16 protein-coding genes are annotated in these 14,999 nt (G+C 75.9%); 6 read left to right on the forward strand and 10 right to left on the reverse strand.

Annotated elements, in window-relative coordinates; all coding sequences use genetic code 11:
* Positions 1-28: 28 nt before the first annotated feature.
* The 4 genes from tsf to ACFY23_RS17420 all read right to left on the reverse strand — a co-directional run bounded on the left by tsf (position 29) and on the right by ACFY23_RS17420 (position 4,105).
* On the reverse strand, positions 29-856 hold the full coding sequence (gene tsf / locus ACFY23_RS17405; protein WP_350680129.1) for a translation elongation factor Ts: 828 nt from the start codon (positions 854-856) through the stop codon (positions 29-31).
* Between the two features lie 135 nt (positions 857-991).
* Positions 992-1,837 (reverse strand): 30S ribosomal protein S2, encoded by an 846-nt coding sequence (rpsB, locus tag ACFY23_RS17410; RefSeq protein WP_350819122.1) that lies wholly within the window; start codon positions 1,835-1,837, stop codon positions 992-994.
* 446 nt (positions 1,838-2,283) lie between these two features.
* The gene (locus ACFY23_RS17415; RefSeq protein WP_387036924.1) at positions 2,284-3,513 is read right to left on the reverse strand and encodes a hypothetical protein; all 1,230 of its coding nucleotides are present in this window, start codon (positions 3,511-3,513) and stop codon (positions 2,284-2,286) included.
* A 109-nt stretch (positions 3,514-3,622) separates the two neighbouring features.
* Positions 3,623-4,105: a diadenosine tetraphosphate hydrolase gene (locus ACFY23_RS17420; protein WP_350686673.1), complete on the reverse strand. Its 483-nt coding sequence runs from the start codon at positions 4,103-4,105 to the stop codon at positions 3,623-3,625.
* Between the two features lie 255 nt (positions 4,106-4,360).
* Between ACFY23_RS17420 and ACFY23_RS17425 the strand changes: the two genes are divergently transcribed.
* Genes ACFY23_RS17425 through ACFY23_RS17435 form a run of 3 tightly spaced genes read left to right on the forward strand, consistent with a single transcriptional unit; the run spans position 4,361 to position 7,536 of the window.
* On the forward strand, positions 4,361-4,720 hold the full coding sequence (locus tag ACFY23_RS17425; RefSeq protein ID WP_350686672.1) for a YraN family protein: 360 nt from the start codon (positions 4,361-4,363) through the stop codon (positions 4,718-4,720).
* A gap of 51 nt (positions 4,721-4,771) precedes the next feature.
* Positions 4,772-6,292: a YifB family Mg chelatase-like AAA ATPase gene (locus ACFY23_RS17430; protein ID WP_350686670.1), complete on the forward strand. Its 1,521-nt coding sequence runs from the start codon at positions 4,772-4,774 to the stop codon at positions 6,290-6,292.
* On the forward strand, positions 6,289-7,536 hold the full coding sequence (locus ACFY23_RS17435; RefSeq protein WP_350686668.1) for a DNA-processing protein DprA: 1,248 nt from the start codon (positions 6,289-6,291) through the stop codon (positions 7,534-7,536). Before ACFY23_RS17430 ends, ACFY23_RS17435 begins: the two co-directional genes overlap by 4 nt.
* A 17-nt stretch (positions 7,537-7,553) precedes the next feature.
* Here the strand turns inward: ACFY23_RS17435 and ACFY23_RS17440 are convergent, their stop codons facing one another.
* Positions 7,554-7,946: a hypothetical protein gene (locus ACFY23_RS17440; protein ID WP_350686666.1), complete on the reverse strand. Its 393-nt coding sequence runs from the start codon at positions 7,944-7,946 to the stop codon at positions 7,554-7,556.
* A gap of 410 nt (positions 7,947-8,356) precedes the next feature.
* Between ACFY23_RS17440 and ACFY23_RS17445 the strand changes: the two genes are divergently transcribed.
* Positions 8,357-9,481 (forward strand): tyrosine recombinase XerC, encoded by a 1,125-nt coding sequence (locus ACFY23_RS17445; RefSeq protein ID WP_350819147.1) that lies wholly within the window; start codon positions 8,357-8,359, stop codon positions 9,479-9,481.
* A gap of 147 nt (positions 9,482-9,628) precedes the next feature.
* Here the strand turns inward: ACFY23_RS17445 and ACFY23_RS17450 are convergent, their stop codons facing one another.
* On the reverse strand, positions 9,629-10,219 hold the full coding sequence (locus ACFY23_RS17450; RefSeq protein WP_350680381.1) for a GNAT family N-acetyltransferase: 591 nt from the start codon (positions 10,217-10,219) through the stop codon (positions 9,629-9,631).
* A 92-nt stretch (positions 10,220-10,311) separates the two neighbouring features.
* Between ACFY23_RS17450 and ACFY23_RS17455 the strand changes: the two genes are divergently transcribed.
* On the forward strand, positions 10,312-11,493 hold the full coding sequence (locus tag ACFY23_RS17455; protein ID WP_350680383.1) for an aminotransferase class V-fold PLP-dependent enzyme: 1,182 nt from the start codon (positions 10,312-10,314) through the stop codon (positions 11,491-11,493).
* Positions 11,494-11,505: 12 nt separating this feature from the next.
* On the opposite strand, the gene ACFY23_RS17460 is transcribed toward ACFY23_RS17455, so the two are convergent.
* Positions 11,506-12,228, reverse strand: coding sequence for a M23 family metallopeptidase (locus ACFY23_RS17460; protein ID WP_350680385.1), 723 nt, complete (start codon positions 12,226-12,228; stop codon positions 11,506-11,508).
* 195 nt (positions 12,229-12,423) lie between these two features.
* Between ACFY23_RS17460 and ACFY23_RS17465 the strand changes: the two genes are divergently transcribed.
* Positions 12,424-13,053, forward strand: a complete 630-nt coding sequence (locus ACFY23_RS17465; RefSeq protein WP_350680387.1) for a class I SAM-dependent methyltransferase — start codon at positions 12,424-12,426, stop codon at positions 13,051-13,053.
* Between the two features lie 286 nt (positions 13,054-13,339).
* On the opposite strand, the gene ACFY23_RS17470 is transcribed toward ACFY23_RS17465, so the two are convergent.
* From ACFY23_RS17470 to ACFY23_RS17480, 3 genes are read right to left on the reverse strand one after another with little or no spacing between them, the layout of a single operon-like run.
* The gene (locus tag ACFY23_RS17470; protein ID WP_007075222.1) at positions 13,340-13,663 is read right to left on the reverse strand and encodes a DUF2469 domain-containing protein; all 324 of its coding nucleotides are present in this window, start codon (positions 13,661-13,663) and stop codon (positions 13,340-13,342) included.
* A complete protein-coding gene (locus tag ACFY23_RS17475) occupies positions 13,660-14,472 on the reverse strand; it encodes a ribonuclease HII (RefSeq protein ID WP_350680389.1) in 813 nt (270 codons plus the stop codon). Before ACFY23_RS17475 ends, ACFY23_RS17470 begins: the two co-directional genes overlap by 4 nt.
* The gene (locus tag ACFY23_RS17480; RefSeq protein ID WP_350680391.1) at positions 14,466-14,954 is read right to left on the reverse strand and encodes an NUDIX domain-containing protein; all 489 of its coding nucleotides are present in this window, start codon (positions 14,952-14,954) and stop codon (positions 14,466-14,468) included. Before ACFY23_RS17480 ends, ACFY23_RS17475 begins: the two co-directional genes overlap by 7 nt.
* Positions 14,955-14,999: the final 45 nt, after the last annotated feature.

Raw genomic sequence — 14,999 nt, forward strand, 5'->3', positions numbered from 1 at the left:
GCGGGCGCGCGACGCGCCCCGGGGCGGCTCAGGCCTGGCCGACCTCGAACCGCACGAAGCGGGTGACCTCGATGCCGGCCTCGGCCAGCATCTGCTTCACCGTCTTCTTGTTGTCGGCGACCGACGCCTGCTCGACCAGGACGTAGTCCTTGAAGAAGGCGTTCACCCGGCCCTCGACGATCTTCGGCAGGGCCGCCTCGGGCTTGTTCTCCTCGCGGGCGGTCTGCTCGGCGATGCGCCGCTCGGACTCGACGACGTCGGCCGGCACCTCGTCACGGGTGAGGTACTTCGGCCGCATCGCGGCGATCTGCATGGCGACGGCGCGCGCGTCGGCGTCGCCCGCCTCGTCGGTCTTGCCCGCGTACTGCACGAGCACGCCGACCGCCGGGGGCAGGTCCTGGCTCTTGCGGTGCAGGTAGACGGCGGTGGTGCCGTCGAGCTTGGCGAACCGGTTGAGGACCAGCTTCTCGCCGATCTTGGCGGACTGCTCCTGGACCAGGTCGGCGACGGTCTTGCCGTCGATCTCGGTGGCGAGCAACTCCTCGGCGGTGCCGACGCCGCTGCGCTCGCCGTGCTCGACCAGCCGCTGGGCCAGCTCGATGAAGGCGTCGTTCTTGGCGACGAAGTCGGTCTCGCAGTTGAGCTCGAGCAGCGCCTGGCCGGAGTGGGCGATCAGACCGTTGGCGGCCGTACGGCCGGCCCGCTTGCCGACGTCCTTGGCGCCCTTGACGCGCAGGATCTCGACGGCCTTGTCGAAGTCGCCCTCGGCCTCGGTCAGCGCCTTCTTGCAGTCCATCATGCCGGCGCCGGTGAGGTCGCGGAGCTTCTTGACGTCCGCGGCGGTGAAGTTGGACATGGCTCTCTCTTCGGTGTTGAGACTGCGGGTGGGTTGGTCCTGGTGCCGGTTACCCGGATCCGGGCGCGATGTGCCCGGCGTACCGGCCGCTCCCCGCCGTCCGAAAAAACGGACGGCGGGGAAGCGGCGGCGCGGTCACTCCGCGGCGGCGGTCGCCGGCTGCTCGGCCGGCTGCCCCTGCTGCTCGTCGGCCTTCTTCGGCTCCTCGAGCAGCTCGCGCTCCCACTCGGCCAGCGGCTCGTCGGAGGCCACACCGGGCTCCGGCTTCTCGTCGGTGCCCCGACGACGGCCGGAACGGGCGATCAGGCCGTCGGCGACGGCGGCGGCCACGACCTTGGTCAGCAGCTCCGCCGAGCGGATCGCGTCGTCGTTGCCCGGGATCGGGAAGTCGACCTCGTCCGGGTCGCAGTTGGTGTCGAGCACCGCGATCACCGGGATGCCCAGCTTGCGGGCCTCGTCGACGGCGATGTGCTCCTTCTTGGTGTCGACCACCCAGATCGCGGCCGGGAGCTTCTGCATGTCCCGCAGACCACCGAGGGTGCGGGTCAGCTTCTCCTTCTCGCGGGAGAGCTGCAGGGTCTCCTTCTTGGTGTACCCGGCGGCCGTGCCGCTCAGGTCACCCAGGGCCTCCAGCTCCTTCATCCGCTGCAGCCGCTTGTACACCGTCTGGAAGTTGGTCAGCATGCCGCCGAGCCAGCGGTGGTTGACGTACGGCTGGCCGACCCGGGTCGCCTGCTCGGCGATGGCCTCCTGAGCCTGCTTCTTGGTGCCGACGAAGAGGATGCTGCCACCCTCGGCGACGGTCCCGCGCACGAAGTCGTAGGCCTTCTCGATGTAGTCGAGGGTCTGGCGCAGGTCGATGATGTAGATACCGTTGCGCTCGGTGAAGATGAAGCGCTTCATCTTCGGGTTCCAGCGCCGGGTCTGGTGCCCGAAGTGGACACCGCTCTCCAGCAGCTGGCGCATGGTCACGACGGCCATGGTGGGGTACTCCTTGTGTCCCTGGTTGTCCCGCCCGGCCGGCGGCCGGGCGTCCTGGCGCCCGGTCGCCGGCCATGGCGGGCCCGACCAAGATCGGGACCAGGGAGGCCGTCGCCCCACGACGATTCGTGGAGAGGGCGCGCGAGGTCGACCGCACGAGGCGGTCGCCAGTCGACCAGTGTACGCCCCTTCCCCGCCGCCGACGCTGCGGGTGGCGGGAAGGGGTCAGAACGCCTATTTCCGGCAACTTCCGCACCCTTGTCGCCAGGCCCGCCCAGCGACCGCCGGGGGGGCGGCGTCCGACCGTGAGAGTGACGGCCCGTTGGCCGGTCCACGGCCGGACCCACGTCCATCTGGTGGGGCGGCGGCCCGCCGCACGGTCCGCGGCCCGGGCCGGCGTCAGACCGTGGGGCGGCCCGCCGCACGGCCCGCGGCCCGGGCCGGTGTCAGCCGACCGCGAGGGCGGCGGCGACGAACAGCACCAGGCCCACGGTCAGGTAGGCCGTCGGCGGGCGCAGCCAGCCCCGGCTCCCCTCTGCCAGCGACAACCCGCCGGTACGCAGGCCGTACAGCCCGATCGCGAAGATCGGCAGGCCGCAGACCAGGAAGGTGCCCGCCAGGACGTCGGCGGCCGAGACCGGGTCGCCGGTCACGCCGCTGAACAGCACCCGCAGCGCGGGGACCTCGAACACCGCGACCAACAGGGTGAAGAGCGCGGCCAACGCGGGCCGACGGGTCCGGTAGACCCCGTCGCCCGCCGGCGGGGTCGGGTGCGGGGCCACCACCGGCGGATAGACCGGCACCTCCCCGGGCGGCATGTCGCCACGGGGGCCGATCGGCGGCATCGGCCCGGTCGGCATCTCCAGTGGGTTCGGCGCCACGACCACCGGCTGGGGCGCGACAACCGGCTGGGGCGCGACAACCGGCGGCTCCGGCGGGGTCCCGGCCTCGACCCCCCGATGAGGCTCGATGACCGGGTAGCCGCCCAACGGGGCGGGACGGGTCGGCTCGCCGGCCCGCTCGACCGGGCCCGCACCGGCGAGCGCGTCGACGCCCGACGTCGAGACCGCGTCCCGCGACTCCCTCGCCTCCCGCGCCGCGCGCCGGCCCGGCCGATCGGCCGGCAGCTCACCGGAGATCTCCGGGTCCGACTCGGCGCGCCGGGCGCGGCTCGCCCGGTATCCCTCGGTCTCCGCCCGGTCGTCCCCGAGCGACGGCACCGCGGCGAACCGACCCGAGTCGCCCCCAGTGCCGGCGAACCGCCCGGATGTCGGCTCCGTCACCGCGAACCGACCCGAGTCCGGCTCCACCGCCGCGAACCGACCCGAGTCCGGCTCCACCGCCGCGAACCGACCGGAATCCGGGCCGGCCGCTGCGAAGCGGCCCGAGTCGTCCGGGCCGCCGGAGCGGGCCCGGTCGGCGTCGACGGCGCCGAAGCGGCCGGAGGCGGGCTCGGTCGTCGCGCCGAAGCGACCCGGCTCACCGCGCCGGCCGGTCGCGGCCTCGCCGTAGTGGCCGTCCTCCGCGGCGCGGCGCTGCTCGGGGGCGCTCAGGTCGTCGTCCCGGTGCCGGGTCTCGGCCGGTCCGCGCCAGTCCGGCTCCCCGTAGCCACGGTCGGGGTCCGCCGGATACCAGCGCGACTCCTGATCTTCGGCAAAGCTCCGTCGTCCGTCCACGTCCGGCACCGTATGCGACGGGCACCATGGACGCCATTCGCCGCTCGGGCACCCGCCTCGGCCGAGCAGCCGGGGCACACCGGGACGGCGGGCGGCGGCAGCGCCGCGGTCAGGGGCGGGGACCCGCCAGCCTGTCCAACTCCGCCGCGAGCTGCGCCCGCAGCTCGTCGTGCGCGGCCCCGAGGGCGTACGCCGGATCGCGCCACACCCGCGCCGGGTAGTGGTAGACCGGGCCCCGTCGCAGCTCGGCCGGCTTCCAGTCGTACCGCGGGCGTACGTGCGCGTGCAGGAAGGCGTCGAGGTTGCCGAGGATCTCGTAGTTGATCCGCCGGAAGCCCCGGTCCCGCCGGGCGCAGACCCGGGCCACCGCCTCGCCGAGCAGGTCCATGTCCGCCAGGAACGCCAGTCGCCGGTTCCGCGGCAGGTCGGTCAGCCGGTCGACCGATGGGTCGTCCGTGATCAGCACGCAGTACCCCGGGAGGTGCTGGCTGTCGCCGATCACCGCGAACCCGGCGGAGAGCCGGCACAGCACGGTGGGATTCTCGCCGCGCAAGGCCGCGCGGACCCGATCGCTCCGCCAGTCGACGCTCATCCGTCGCACGCTAACGGAGCGCCGGGTGTCCCAGGATCCCCCGCCGTCCGCCTCGGTACCGCCGCAGGGTCCCGGCCGGCTCGACGGTCGTCTACGTGGTCAGCGCAGCACAAAACTCCTCGGAGCGGCCGACGCCGGCGGTCCACATAGCACAGGCCAGGCATGATCGTCCGCTCGTCCACAACCCGTCCGTCTGTCCACAGGTCGGCGACGCGGGGCGGCGGAGCCCCGCCCGGGCCGGGCACGGTGCCGGGCATGACGAAACGGAACCAGGCGGTCGGCGCGTACGGCGAGCGGTGCGCCGTCCGGCACCTGATCGGGGCGGGGCTGCGTCCCGTCGCCCGGAACTGGCGCTGTCCGGCCGGGGAGATCGACATCATCGCCTGGGACGGGCCGGTGCTCGCCTTCTGCGAGGTGAAGACCCGCAGCTCGGACGAGTTCGGCCTGCCGGCCGAGGCCGTCGTACCGGCCAAGGCCCGCCGGCTGCGCGGGCTCGCCGCCCGGTGGCTGGCCGACACCGGCACCACCGCCGACGAGGTGCGCTTCGACGTGATCTCGGTACGCCTCACCGGCGCCGGCGCCGCCCGGGTCGAGCACCTCAAGGGCGCGTTCTGAGATGGCCGGGGGCAGCGGCCGGATCTCCGATGGCCCAGGGCGGGTGGCGGCGTGAGCTACGCGAAGGTGCTCTGCGTGGGCCTGGTCGGCGTCACCGGGCACCTGGTGGAGGTCGAGGCCGACCTGGCGGCCGGTCTGCCGGCCGTCGTCATCTCGGGGCTGCCGGACACGGCCCTGCACGAGGCCCGGGACCGGGTCCGCGCGGCGGTGGTGAACTCCGGCCAGCGATGGCCCAACCGCCGGATCACGCTCAACCTGCTGCCGGCCGACCTGCCCAAGTTCGGTTCGGCGTTCGACCTGGCGATCGCGGTGGCCCTGCTGGGCGGCTCGGGCGAGCTGCCGCTGCTGCCGCTGGAGCGCGTGGCGATCCTCGGCGAGCTGGGCCTCGACGGCACCGTCCGGCCGGTGCGCGGCGTCCTGCCGATGGTCGCCGCGGCCGCCCGGGCCGGCGTGGAGCGGGTGATCGTCCCGGCCGGCAACGCCGCCGAGGCGGCGGTCGTCCCGGGGGTCCGGGTCCGGGCGGTCGACACGCTGCACCGGCTGGTCGGCTTCGTCCGCGACGGCATGCCCCTGATCGAGCCGGAGGCGGGCGGCCCGGCACCGGCCGGCGGCGGGCCCGACCTGGCCGAGGTCGCCGGGCAGGGGCTGGGCCGGCGGGCGCTGGAGGTGGCCGCGGCGGGCGGGCACCACCTGGCGCTGCTCGGGCCGCCGGGCGCCGGCAAGACCATGCTCGCCGAGCGCCTCCCGTCGATCCTGCCCGAGCTGGACGACGAGGCCGCGCTGGAGGTCACCGCCCTGCACTCGATCGCCGGGCTGCTCCCGCCGGGCGGCCGGCTGCTGCGCCGCCCGCCGTTCCAGGCGCCGCACCACACGGCCACGGTGCCGTCCCTGGTCGGCGGCGGTTCGGGGCTGGCGCGTCCCGGCGCGATCTCGCTCGCCCATCGGGGGGTGCTCTTCCTCGACGAGGCGCCCGAGTTCAGCCGGGGCGCGCTGGAGGCGCTGCGCCAGCCGCTGGAGAACGGCCGGGTCCGGCTGGCCCGCAGCCGCGGCGGCGCCGAATACCCGGCCCGTACGCAACTCGTGCTTGCGGCCAACCCGTGCCCGTGCGCCAAGCCGGCGGGCGACGCGTACTGCGAGTGCCCGCCGCAGGCCCGCCGGCGCTATCTCAGCCGGCTCTCCGGTCCCCTGCTGGACCGGATCGACGTGCAGGTGAGGCTGCCACCCGTCCGGGCGGCGGAATTGATGGAGGCCACCGTGGACAGCGAGTCGTCGGCCACCGTCGCCCGGCGGGTGGCGGCCGCCCGGGAGGCCGCGGCCGCGCGTTGGGCGGTCCTCGACCGCCGGCTCAACGCCGAGATACCCGGGCCGTACCTGCGTCGACCGCCCTGGCGACTGCCCGGGCCGGACACCGCCGAGCTGCGGGCGCGACTGGACTCGGGGTCCCTATCCGCCCGGGGCTTCGACCGGATCATCCGCCTGGCCTGGACGATCGCGGACCTCGACGGCCGGGACCGGCCCGACCGGGAGGACGTCCGGGAGGCCATTCAACTGCGAACGGGGGACGGCACGTGAGCACCGACGAGGAGACGCTGGCCCGGGTGGCGCTGACCTGGCTTGCCGAGCCGGGCACCCGGTCGGTGCACCGGCTGGTCGACCGGCTCGGCCCGGCGGCCACCCTCGACCTGCTGCTCGACGGGGGCGCGCCGGACGAGACGTTGCGGACGGCGGTGGCGGCGCGCACCGCCGCCGGCGACGCCCGGGCGGTCGCGGCGGAGGCGTTGGCCCGCGGGGAAAGGCTCGGGGCGCGGATCGTGGTCCCCGGCGACGACGAGTGGCCCGACCGGGTCGACCAGTTGCGTGAGCTGCGGCTGCCCGGGGCGTACCGGCGGGTGGACACCGAGACCGCGCCGCCGCTCTGCTTCTGGGTGCGTGGCTCGTGGCCGCTCGCGGAGGCGCTCGACCGCTCCGTCGCGGTCGTCGGCGCCCGGGCCGCCACCGGGTACGGCACGCACGTCGCCACCGAACTCGGCTACGGGCTCGCCGACCGGGACTGGACCGTCGTCTCCGGTGGCGCCTTCGGCATCGACGCGGCGGCCCACCGGGGCGCGCTCAACGCCGGGGGCATCACCGTGGCCGTGCTCGCCTGCGGCGTGGACCGCCCCTACCCGATGGGCAACGCGGCGCTCTTCGACCGGATCGCCGACACGGGGCTGCTGGTCAGTGAGTGGATCCCGGGGGCCGACCCGCTGCGTCCCCGGTTCCTCATCCGCAACCGGGTGATCGCGGCGGGGACCCTCGGCACCGTGCTGGTGGAGGCGGCGGCGCGCAGCGGCGCCACCCAGACCACGCACCGGGCACTCGCCCTGACGAAACCCGGGATGGTGGTGCCGGGCCCGGTCACGTCGGCGATGTCGGTGGGCACGCACGAGCTGCTGCGCGAGCACCCGAAGGCCCGGCTGGTCACCGGGGTGGCCCAGGTGCTGGAGGAGGTCGGGCGGATCGGCGAGCTGGCGCCGGTGCCGCGCGGCCCCCAGCGGCCGGTTGACCAGCTCGACGACGACGCCCGGTCGATCGTCGAGGCGCTGCCCCGCCGGGGTGCCGTGGGGGTGGACGTCCTCGCCGCCCGGGCCGGCGTCGCCGTCCGCACCGCCCTGCGGAAACTGTCCATGCTGGAGGAGCTGGCCCTGGTGGTCCACCGCGAGGACGGCTACGCCCTCGCGCCGCCCGCCGGCGCGGTTCGGGCCGGGCGGGGTCAGCGCGGTCACGACCAGTCGCCGCACGCCGGCGGGCGGACCGGCGAGGCGGGCCGACACTGAGCGGACGGCCAGCCCGGTCAGTCCCCCTCGAAGCGGATCTCCATGTCGCGCTCCGGTCGGCAGTGCCGCGCCAGCAGATCCAGGCGGCGCACGTGCGTCACCTCGGGCGTCGTCCGGGCCACCTCGGCGAGGCAAGCCAGCTCGGCGAGGAGCTGCGGGGCCCGTCCGGCGGGGACCACCAACTGACCGACGGGGTCCACCCGGTCCAGCAGCGGGGTACGCCCGGTGCCACGGACCCGCTCGACGAGATCCAGCAGCACGTCGTCGGGATCGGGCAGCACCTCGGCCGGCACGAGGCGGCGCCGGCCCGGGCCCGCCTCGACCACCCGGTAGAGGACGACATCGACCCCCATGCCCGGTCCCCCTTCGTCGAGCACCGTCCGTCGCGCGGCGACGACGACCTGGCTCACCCGTTGGTACGACAAGTCTGCGCGCTCCGGCCGCGGTAATCCATCCCCGCCGGACAGGGTGGGAGCGCAGCGGCTCCGTCGGGGCCGCGCCGGTGCCCGCCCCGGCGTCGGAGCCGGCACCCGCCCCCGGCGTCGGAGCCGGTCGGTCGCCCTCGCCCGCAGCTCGATGCCCGGCCGGGGGCGGGCGGTCCAGGCAACGTGGTCGTCGGGTCCCGTCGACCGTAGGCTGGCGCTGTGCCAGAGGATCCGCCACCGCCGGCCTCCACGAGGGTCACGCCCTGCCGACCGCACCGCCCACGATGCCGGCGGCCGGCCACGGGGAGCGGGACCGTTCGCCGGGGGTGCCGGCGGCGGCGGCGGCGGCGAAGCGGGGTGTCGCGGTGAGCCGCGAGCCGGCCGGCACCCGGGCGATGCACGAGGCGCTCCCGTCGGCGATGCGCGAGGCGGTGGACGACTTCGCCGGGCACCTGGCCGGGGTGCGCAACCGGTCCGCGCACACGGTCCGGGCGTACGTCGGCGACGTGGTGTCGCTGCTGGACCACGCGCACCGGATGGGCTGCGCCGAACTGGCGGACCTGGACCTGACGGTGCTGCGCAGCTGGCTGGCGAAGCAGCGGACGATGGGCGCCGCGCGGACGTCGCTCGCCCGCCGGGCGGCCACAGCGCGGACGTTCAGTGCCTGGGCGCACCGCTGCGGGCTGCTCCCCACCGACGTGGCAGGTGCGCTGGCCAGCCCCCGCGCCCACCGGGACCTGCCGTCCGTGCTCCGCGCCGACCAGGCCGCCGCGCTGGTCGAGGCGCCGGGCCGGTCCACGCCGGGTGCGCCGACGGCGCCGGACACCACAGCCGGCTCACCGCCCCTCGGCCTGGTGCCGGGCGGGCGCCCGACCGCTTCGGGCAGTGCGTCCGGGCCGACGGAGCCTGACACGACGGACGGAAGAACGGCGACCCACACGGCGGACGGCACCGCCGGGGCCGGCACCGCGAGCGGGGCCACGGCGGATCGGGCCTCCGCGGACGGCACCGCCGAGGCCCTGGTGCTGCGGGACAGGGCGCTGCTGGAGCTGCTCTACGGCACGGGCGTACGGATCAGCGAGGCGTGCGGCCTCGACGTCGCCGACGTCGACCACGCGCGGCGGGTCGTGCGGGTGTTCGGCAAGGGCGGCCGGGAACGCACCGTCCCGTACGGGGTGCCGGCGCAGCGGGCGCTCGACGAGTGGCTGCGGTACGGCCGGCCCGCGCTGGCCGGGCCGCGCTCCCCGGAGGCGCTGCTGCTCGGCGCCCGCGGCGGGCGGCTCAACCCGACGACGGCCCGACGGATCGTCAGCGGGTACGCCGAGGCCGCCGGGCTGCCCCCGGTCAGCCCGCACGGGCTGCGGCACTCGGCGGCGACCCACCTGCTGGAGGGCGGCGCCGACCTGCGGGCGGTGCAGGAGCTGCTGGGGCACTCGTCCCTCGCGAGCACCCAGATCTACACCCACGTGTCGGTGGAGCGGCTCCGCGCGGCCTACCGCCAGGCCCACCCCCGAGCTTGACCAACGACAGGGAGCCGGACGGCCGGGCCCGGCCGCCGCGGTGATGGCCCGGCCCCTGACCGGCGAAAGGGAGCCGGACGGCCGGGCTCCGGCCGTCGCGGTGATCGCCCGGGCGCCGGGGCTGCTGCGGTGGCCGGCGCCCGAGCTTCAGGAGCGACGCGGCGACGAGCCCGGCCCGTCCGGGGCCGACCCGCGGAGCAGCACGTGCGGCGGCCGGCCCAGGTCCAGACACATCCGCACGTCGTCGTAGCGCTCGTCGCCCACCTCGATGACGTTCGGCAGCCGGCCCCACTCGCGGAACCCGAGCCGCTCGTAGAGCTCGATGGCGCCGTGGTTGTTGCCGCGTACGCCCAGCGCGAGGGTCTCGATGCCGGCCTTGCGGGCGTCCTCGATGAGCGCCCCGGTGACCAGCCTGCCGATGCCCCGGCCACGGGCGGCCGGGTGCGCGGTGATCTTCTCCAGGTCGGCGTAGTGGGCGAAGATCGGCTTCGGGCCGCGCCGCCACAGCCCGGTGCCTACGACCCGGGAGTCGAGCACGGCGAGGACCAGCGCGGCGTCGCCGGCCTCGACCAGGCTCAGCACCGCGTCCAGCCAGGCGTCGGTCTCGGCACGGCCGGGCGGGACCGCGTACCCGATCGCGCCGCCGCGCTCGGCCACCGCGTGCAGCACCCGGTGCACGTCGGCGCGGAGTTGCCCGTCGGCGGCGGTCGGCCAGCGCAGTTCCACAGGGGTGTCCATGGCCCGCGATTCTGCGGGATCGAGCGGGGTCGACCGGCACGGGCACCCGGCGGAACGCCGGCCGGAGATCCACCGGCCGCTACGATCACCGGGTGAGCGTCCCGCAGCCGCCAGAGCCGATCGCGGCAGCCCGCCTGCTCTTCTCGCTGGACCCGGCGGTCAGCCATCTCAACCACGGCTCGTTCGGCGCGGTCCCGATCCCGGTGCAGCGGGCCCAGCAGCGGCTGCGCGACGAGATGGAGGCCAACCCGCTGCGCTTCTTCACCCAGGGCCTGGTCGACCGGATCACGCACACCCGCCGCCATCTGGCCGGCTTCCTGGGCGCCGACCCGGACGGCGCCGCCCTGGTGCCGAACGCCACCACCGGCGTGGCGGTGGTGCTCCAGTCGCTCGGCCTGCGCCCGGGCGACGAGGTGCTCACCACCGATCACGGCTACGGCGCGGTCGGCCTTTCCATCGCCCGCGAGTGCCGCCGTACGGGGGCGGTCACCCGGGCGCTGCGGGTGCCGCTGGCCGCCACCGACGAGGAGGTCGTCGAGATCGTCCGCGCGGGGCTGCGCCCCGGCCGGACCCGGCTGCTCGTGGTGGACCAGCTCACCTCGGCCACCGCCCGGCTCTTCCCCGTCGCCGCCATCGTCGGGGTCGCCCGGGAGAACGGGATACCGGTCCTGGTCGACGCCGCGCACGCCCCGGGCATGCTGCCGACCCCGGTCGGTGGCATCGGCGCCGACTTCTGGGTGGGCAACCTGCACAAGTGGGCGTACGCGCCGCGCGGCAGCGCCGTGCTGGTGGTCGCGCCGCCGTGGCGGGAGCGCATCGAGCCACTGGTCGTCTCGTGGGAGCAGGAGTCGGGGTTCCCCGGCCGGGTCGAGTGGGCGGCGACGCAGGACTACACCGGCTGGCTGGCCGCGCCGGTGGGGCTGTTCACGCTGCGCAGCCTCGGCGTCGACCGGGTACGGGCACACAACGCCGCGCTGGTGGCGTACGGCCAGCGGGTGGTCGGGGACGCGCTGGGGGTGGCCCCCGCCGACCTGCCGGACCCCGGCGGGACCGGGGTCGCCATGCGGATCATCCCGCTGCCGGCAGGCATGGGCGCCACGTTCGACGCGGCGCGGGCGCTGCGGCAACGCATCGCCGAGCGGCTCGCCACGGAGGTGGCGGTCATGACCTGGAACGGGCAGGGCTGGCTGCGGCTGTGCGCGCAGGTCTACAACACCGCCGACGAGTACGAGCGCCTCTCGGTGCGCCTACCCCCGCTACTCGCCCAGCGCTGAGCCACCTCCGCGCTACGCCGCCACCCGCTGTCCCGGCCCGCCGGCTGTGGACGACGGGTCGGTGCCGGCGCCGTCGAGTGGCAGCAGCCGCACCGGCCCGAGGCCGAGCAGCGCCAGCGGGTCGAGGTACTCCGTGCCGCGCCGCAATCCCCAGTGCAGGCAGGCCGGGGCGGGGCAGCCGGGGTGGCCGGCGAGCAGCGCGCCCAGCGGCGCGCCGGCGGCGAGCCGGTCGCCGGGGCGGACCGCCGGTGACACCGGCTCGTAGGTGGTCCGTAGCCCGTCGGCGTGCCCGACGCTGACGACCGGGCGACCGGCGACCAGGCCGGCGAAGAGGACCGTGCCGGCACCGGCCGCCCGCACGGTGGCGCCCGGCGCGGCGGCCAGGTCGACGCCCCGGTGACCGGGCAGCCACGGCTGCGGCGGCGGGTCGAAGCGGCGGACCGGGCGGGGCACGCCGTCGAGCGGCCACCGGAACCGCGCCGCCCCGGGTGCCGAAGCCTCGGCCGACAGGGCTTCGGACACCAGGGCCTCGGGTGCCGAAGCCACGGGTGCGGGGGCCTCGGGCGACGAAGCCACGGGTGCGGGGGCCTCGGGCGACGACGGGAGGTCGGGTGCCACGGCCGCCGCCGCCCCGACCGGCGCCGGGCCCGGCCCCGTGGCCGGCACGGCGGCCGGCCCGAGGGACAGCAGGGCGGCGCAGAGCGCGGCGACGCCGGTGCGGGTTGCTGGTCGCATGGGCGCAGCCTGCTCGGCGAGCCTCCCGCCCCGCCACCCCGGCCACCCGCCCCTGTGGACAGCGGGTCCCCTGTGGACAGCCACCGGAACCTGGCGTGATCTGCTATGTGCCGGCTCGACCGGCACGCTCCCACCCCGTCACCACCGCCCCGAGGCGTCCCCCCGACCGGCGGGGCCGAAGCCTAGGCTGGGCCGGTGACGCGGGACTGGTACGCCTGGCACGACGACTACGAGGACCCGGGGTCGGCGCTGTCCCGCCGGCTCGCCGAGGTGCGGTTGCGGGTCGCGCAGGCGCTCGACGCGGCCCCGCCCGGCCCGCTGCGGGCGGTCAGCCTCTGCGCCGGGCAGGGACGTGACCTGATCCCCGTGCTGGCGGCCCACCCCCGCCGCGACGACGTGACGGCCCGGTTGGTGGAGATGGATCCCCGCAACGCGGAGATGGCCCGGTCGGCCGCCCGCGCGGCGGGTCTGTCGGCGGTGGAGGTGGTGGTCGGCGAAGCCGCGCGCACCGACGCGTACGCGGATCTCGCCCCGGCCGACCTGGTGCTGGTCTGCGGGGTGTTCGGCAACGTCAGCGAGGCGGACGTCCGCGCCACCGTGCGGCACTGCGCGGCGCTCTGCGCGACCGGCGGCACGGTGTTCTGGACCCGGCACCGGCGCAGCCCCGATCTCGTGCCGACCATCTGCGAGTGGTTCGCGGCGGAGGGCTTCGCGCCGGTGGCGGTGAGCAGCCCGGCGGACGGCGTGGGCGTGGGTGTGCACCGGTTCCTGGGCGAGCCCCGTCCCCTCCCGGCCGGGGTGACGATGTTCGAGTTCGTCGACTGAGGCCGGCCACACTGGACGAGCAGGTCGGTGGTGTGTTCGCCTGGCGCCGGTGGCGACGCCTGCTCGGCGGGGCCCGTCACGCCACGGCACGCGACGACGGGCGCCGCGAGCGGGCACAGGGCCGCAGGCGCCGCGAGCGGGCACAGGGCCGCAGGCGCCGCGAGCGGACACGGGGCCGGCAGGCGCCGCAGCAGGGAACCGGACGAGCGAGGCCGCGTGGCGGTGGGGGTTACCGACGGGGGCCGGGCCCGGCGGTCGGGCCACCGGGCGGGACGTGAGTGGTGGGTCAGCCGCCAAAGCCGGAGTCGGCGGGGAGGGAGATGTCGGGCTTCTCCAACTCCTCGACGTTGACGTCCTTGAAGGTCATCACCCGGACGTTCTTCACGAACCGGGCGGGGCGGTACATGTCCCACACCCAGGCGTCGTGCATCTCGACCTCGAAGTAGACCTCGCCGTCGGAGTTGCGCACGTGCAGGTCCACCTGGTTGGCCAGGTAGAACCGGCGCTCGGTCTCCACCACGTAGGAGAACTGGCGGACAATGTCGCGGTACTCCCGGTAGAGCTGCAGCTCCATCTCGGTCTCGTACTTCTCGAGATCTTCCGCGCTCATCGCACTCCGCCTTCCATGACCACATCTTCCCCCACCGACGCCGGAGGCCGAGGCTGCTCGCCCAACGCCACGCCGACGGTACCCCCTGGCGCGCAAGAGCGCTCCATCGGCTCGTCCGGCCTTGCGTCCACCGGTCGGCGCGCCCGGGGCGGGGCGCCGTCCCGGCCGGACACCGCCGCCACGTTGACGTACGAGAACCGGTGCTCCCGGCACGGCCCCCGCTCCCGCAGCGCCGCGCTGTGCTCCGGCGTGATGTAACCCTTGTGCTCGGCGAACCCGTAGCCGGGGAACGTCCCGTCCAGCTCGACCATGATCCGGTCCCGGGTCACCTTGGCGAGCACGCTCGCCGCCGCCACGCAGGCGGCCACCCGGTCGCCCTTCCAGACCGCCAGCCCCGGCACGTCGAGGCCGTCGACGCCGAAGCCGTCGGTGAGCACGTACTCCGGGCGGGTGGCCAGCGAGGCGAGGGCGCGACGCATGGCGGCCAGGTTGCACACGTGGAGGCCCCGCTCGTCGACCTCCTCGGCCGGGATGACCACCACGGAGTACGCCAGGGCGCGGGCGACGACCTCCTCGTAGACCCGCTCCCGGCTGGCCGGGGTGAGCAGCTTCGAGTCGGCCAGCCCGTCGATCTCGCCCCGGCGCCCCTCGGGCAGGATCGCGGCGGCGGCGACCAACGGGCCGGCGCAGGCGCCGCGGCCCGCCTCGTCGGCGCCGGCGACGTGCCGGAAGCCGCGCCGCTGCAACGCGCGCTCCAGCGCGTAGAGCCCGCCCTCGCGGCGCACCACCGTGCGCGGCGGCGTCAGCACGGCACACCTCCGTCGGCCGTCGGCGACTCGGCCAGCGCCCGGGTCAGCACCGCCGGCAGGTCCGGCGGGTAGTAGCGCTCGTCGGTGGCGGCCAGCTCGTCCAGCGGCCACCACCGGTGCGCGGCGACGCTGGCCCGCTCGACCTCGCTGAAGCCTGCGGTGTCGACCTCGTGATCCGTCACCCGCACCAGGAAGAACTCCTGCTCCTGCCGGTACCAGACACCGTCGAACGGAAACTCCGTGACGTCGCGGTGCACCGGCGCGCCGAACGCCGGGACCGGCAGCCGCAGCCCGGTCTCCTCGGCCAGTTCCCGCGCGGCGCCCTCGGCGTACGTCTCGCCCGGGTCCAGGCCGCCACCGGGGGTGAACCACCAGCGGCCGTGCTCGGGACGGGCCGGGTCGGAGCCGCTGAAGAGCAGCACCCGGCCCGCCGCGTCGACGAGCAGGACGCGGGCCGCGCGCCGCGGGGTGTAGTCGGTCACCGCACCAGCCTGCCAGACGCCGCCGACAACGCCCACGCCCGGCGG

Origin of the sequence: Micromonospora sp. NPDC000121 (assembly GCF_042899165.1) — a bacterium.
In the GTDB taxonomy this organism is placed as follows: domain Bacteria; phylum Actinomycetota; class Actinomycetes; order Mycobacteriales; family Micromonosporaceae; genus Micromonospora.

What these genes read in the sequence shown, in the direction of transcription:
- rpsB (WP_350819122.1), bottom strand. Translation starts at nt 1,837, where the DNA reads ATGGCCGTCGTGACCATGCGCCAGCTGCTGGAGAGCGGTGTCCACTTC.
- ACFY23_RS17425 (WP_350686672.1), top strand. Translation starts at nt 4,361, where the DNA reads ATGACGAAACGGAACCAGGCGGTCGGCGCGTACGGCGAGCGGTGCGCC.
- ACFY23_RS17445 (WP_350819147.1), top strand. Translation starts at nt 8,357, where the DNA reads ATGCACGAGGCGCTCCCGTCGGCGATGCGCGAGGCGGTGGACGACTTC.
- tsf (WP_350680129.1), bottom strand. Translation starts at nt 856, where the DNA reads ATGTCCAACTTCACCGCCGCGGACGTCAAGAAGCTCCGCGACCTCACC.
- ACFY23_RS17450 (WP_350680381.1), bottom strand. Translation starts at nt 10,219, where the DNA reads ATGGACACCCCTGTGGAACTGCGCTGGCCGACCGCCGCCGACGGGCAA.
- ACFY23_RS17420 (WP_350686673.1), bottom strand. Translation starts at nt 4,105, where the DNA reads ATGAGCGTCGACTGGCGGAGCGATCGGGTCCGCGCGGCCTTGCGCGGC.
- ACFY23_RS17460 (WP_350680385.1), bottom strand. Translation starts at nt 12,228, where the DNA reads ATGCGACCAGCAACCCGCACCGGCGTCGCCGCGCTCTGCGCCGCCCTG.
- ACFY23_RS17470 (WP_007075222.1), bottom strand. Translation starts at nt 13,663, where the DNA reads ATGAGCGCGGAAGATCTCGAGAAGTACGAGACCGAGATGGAGCTGCAG.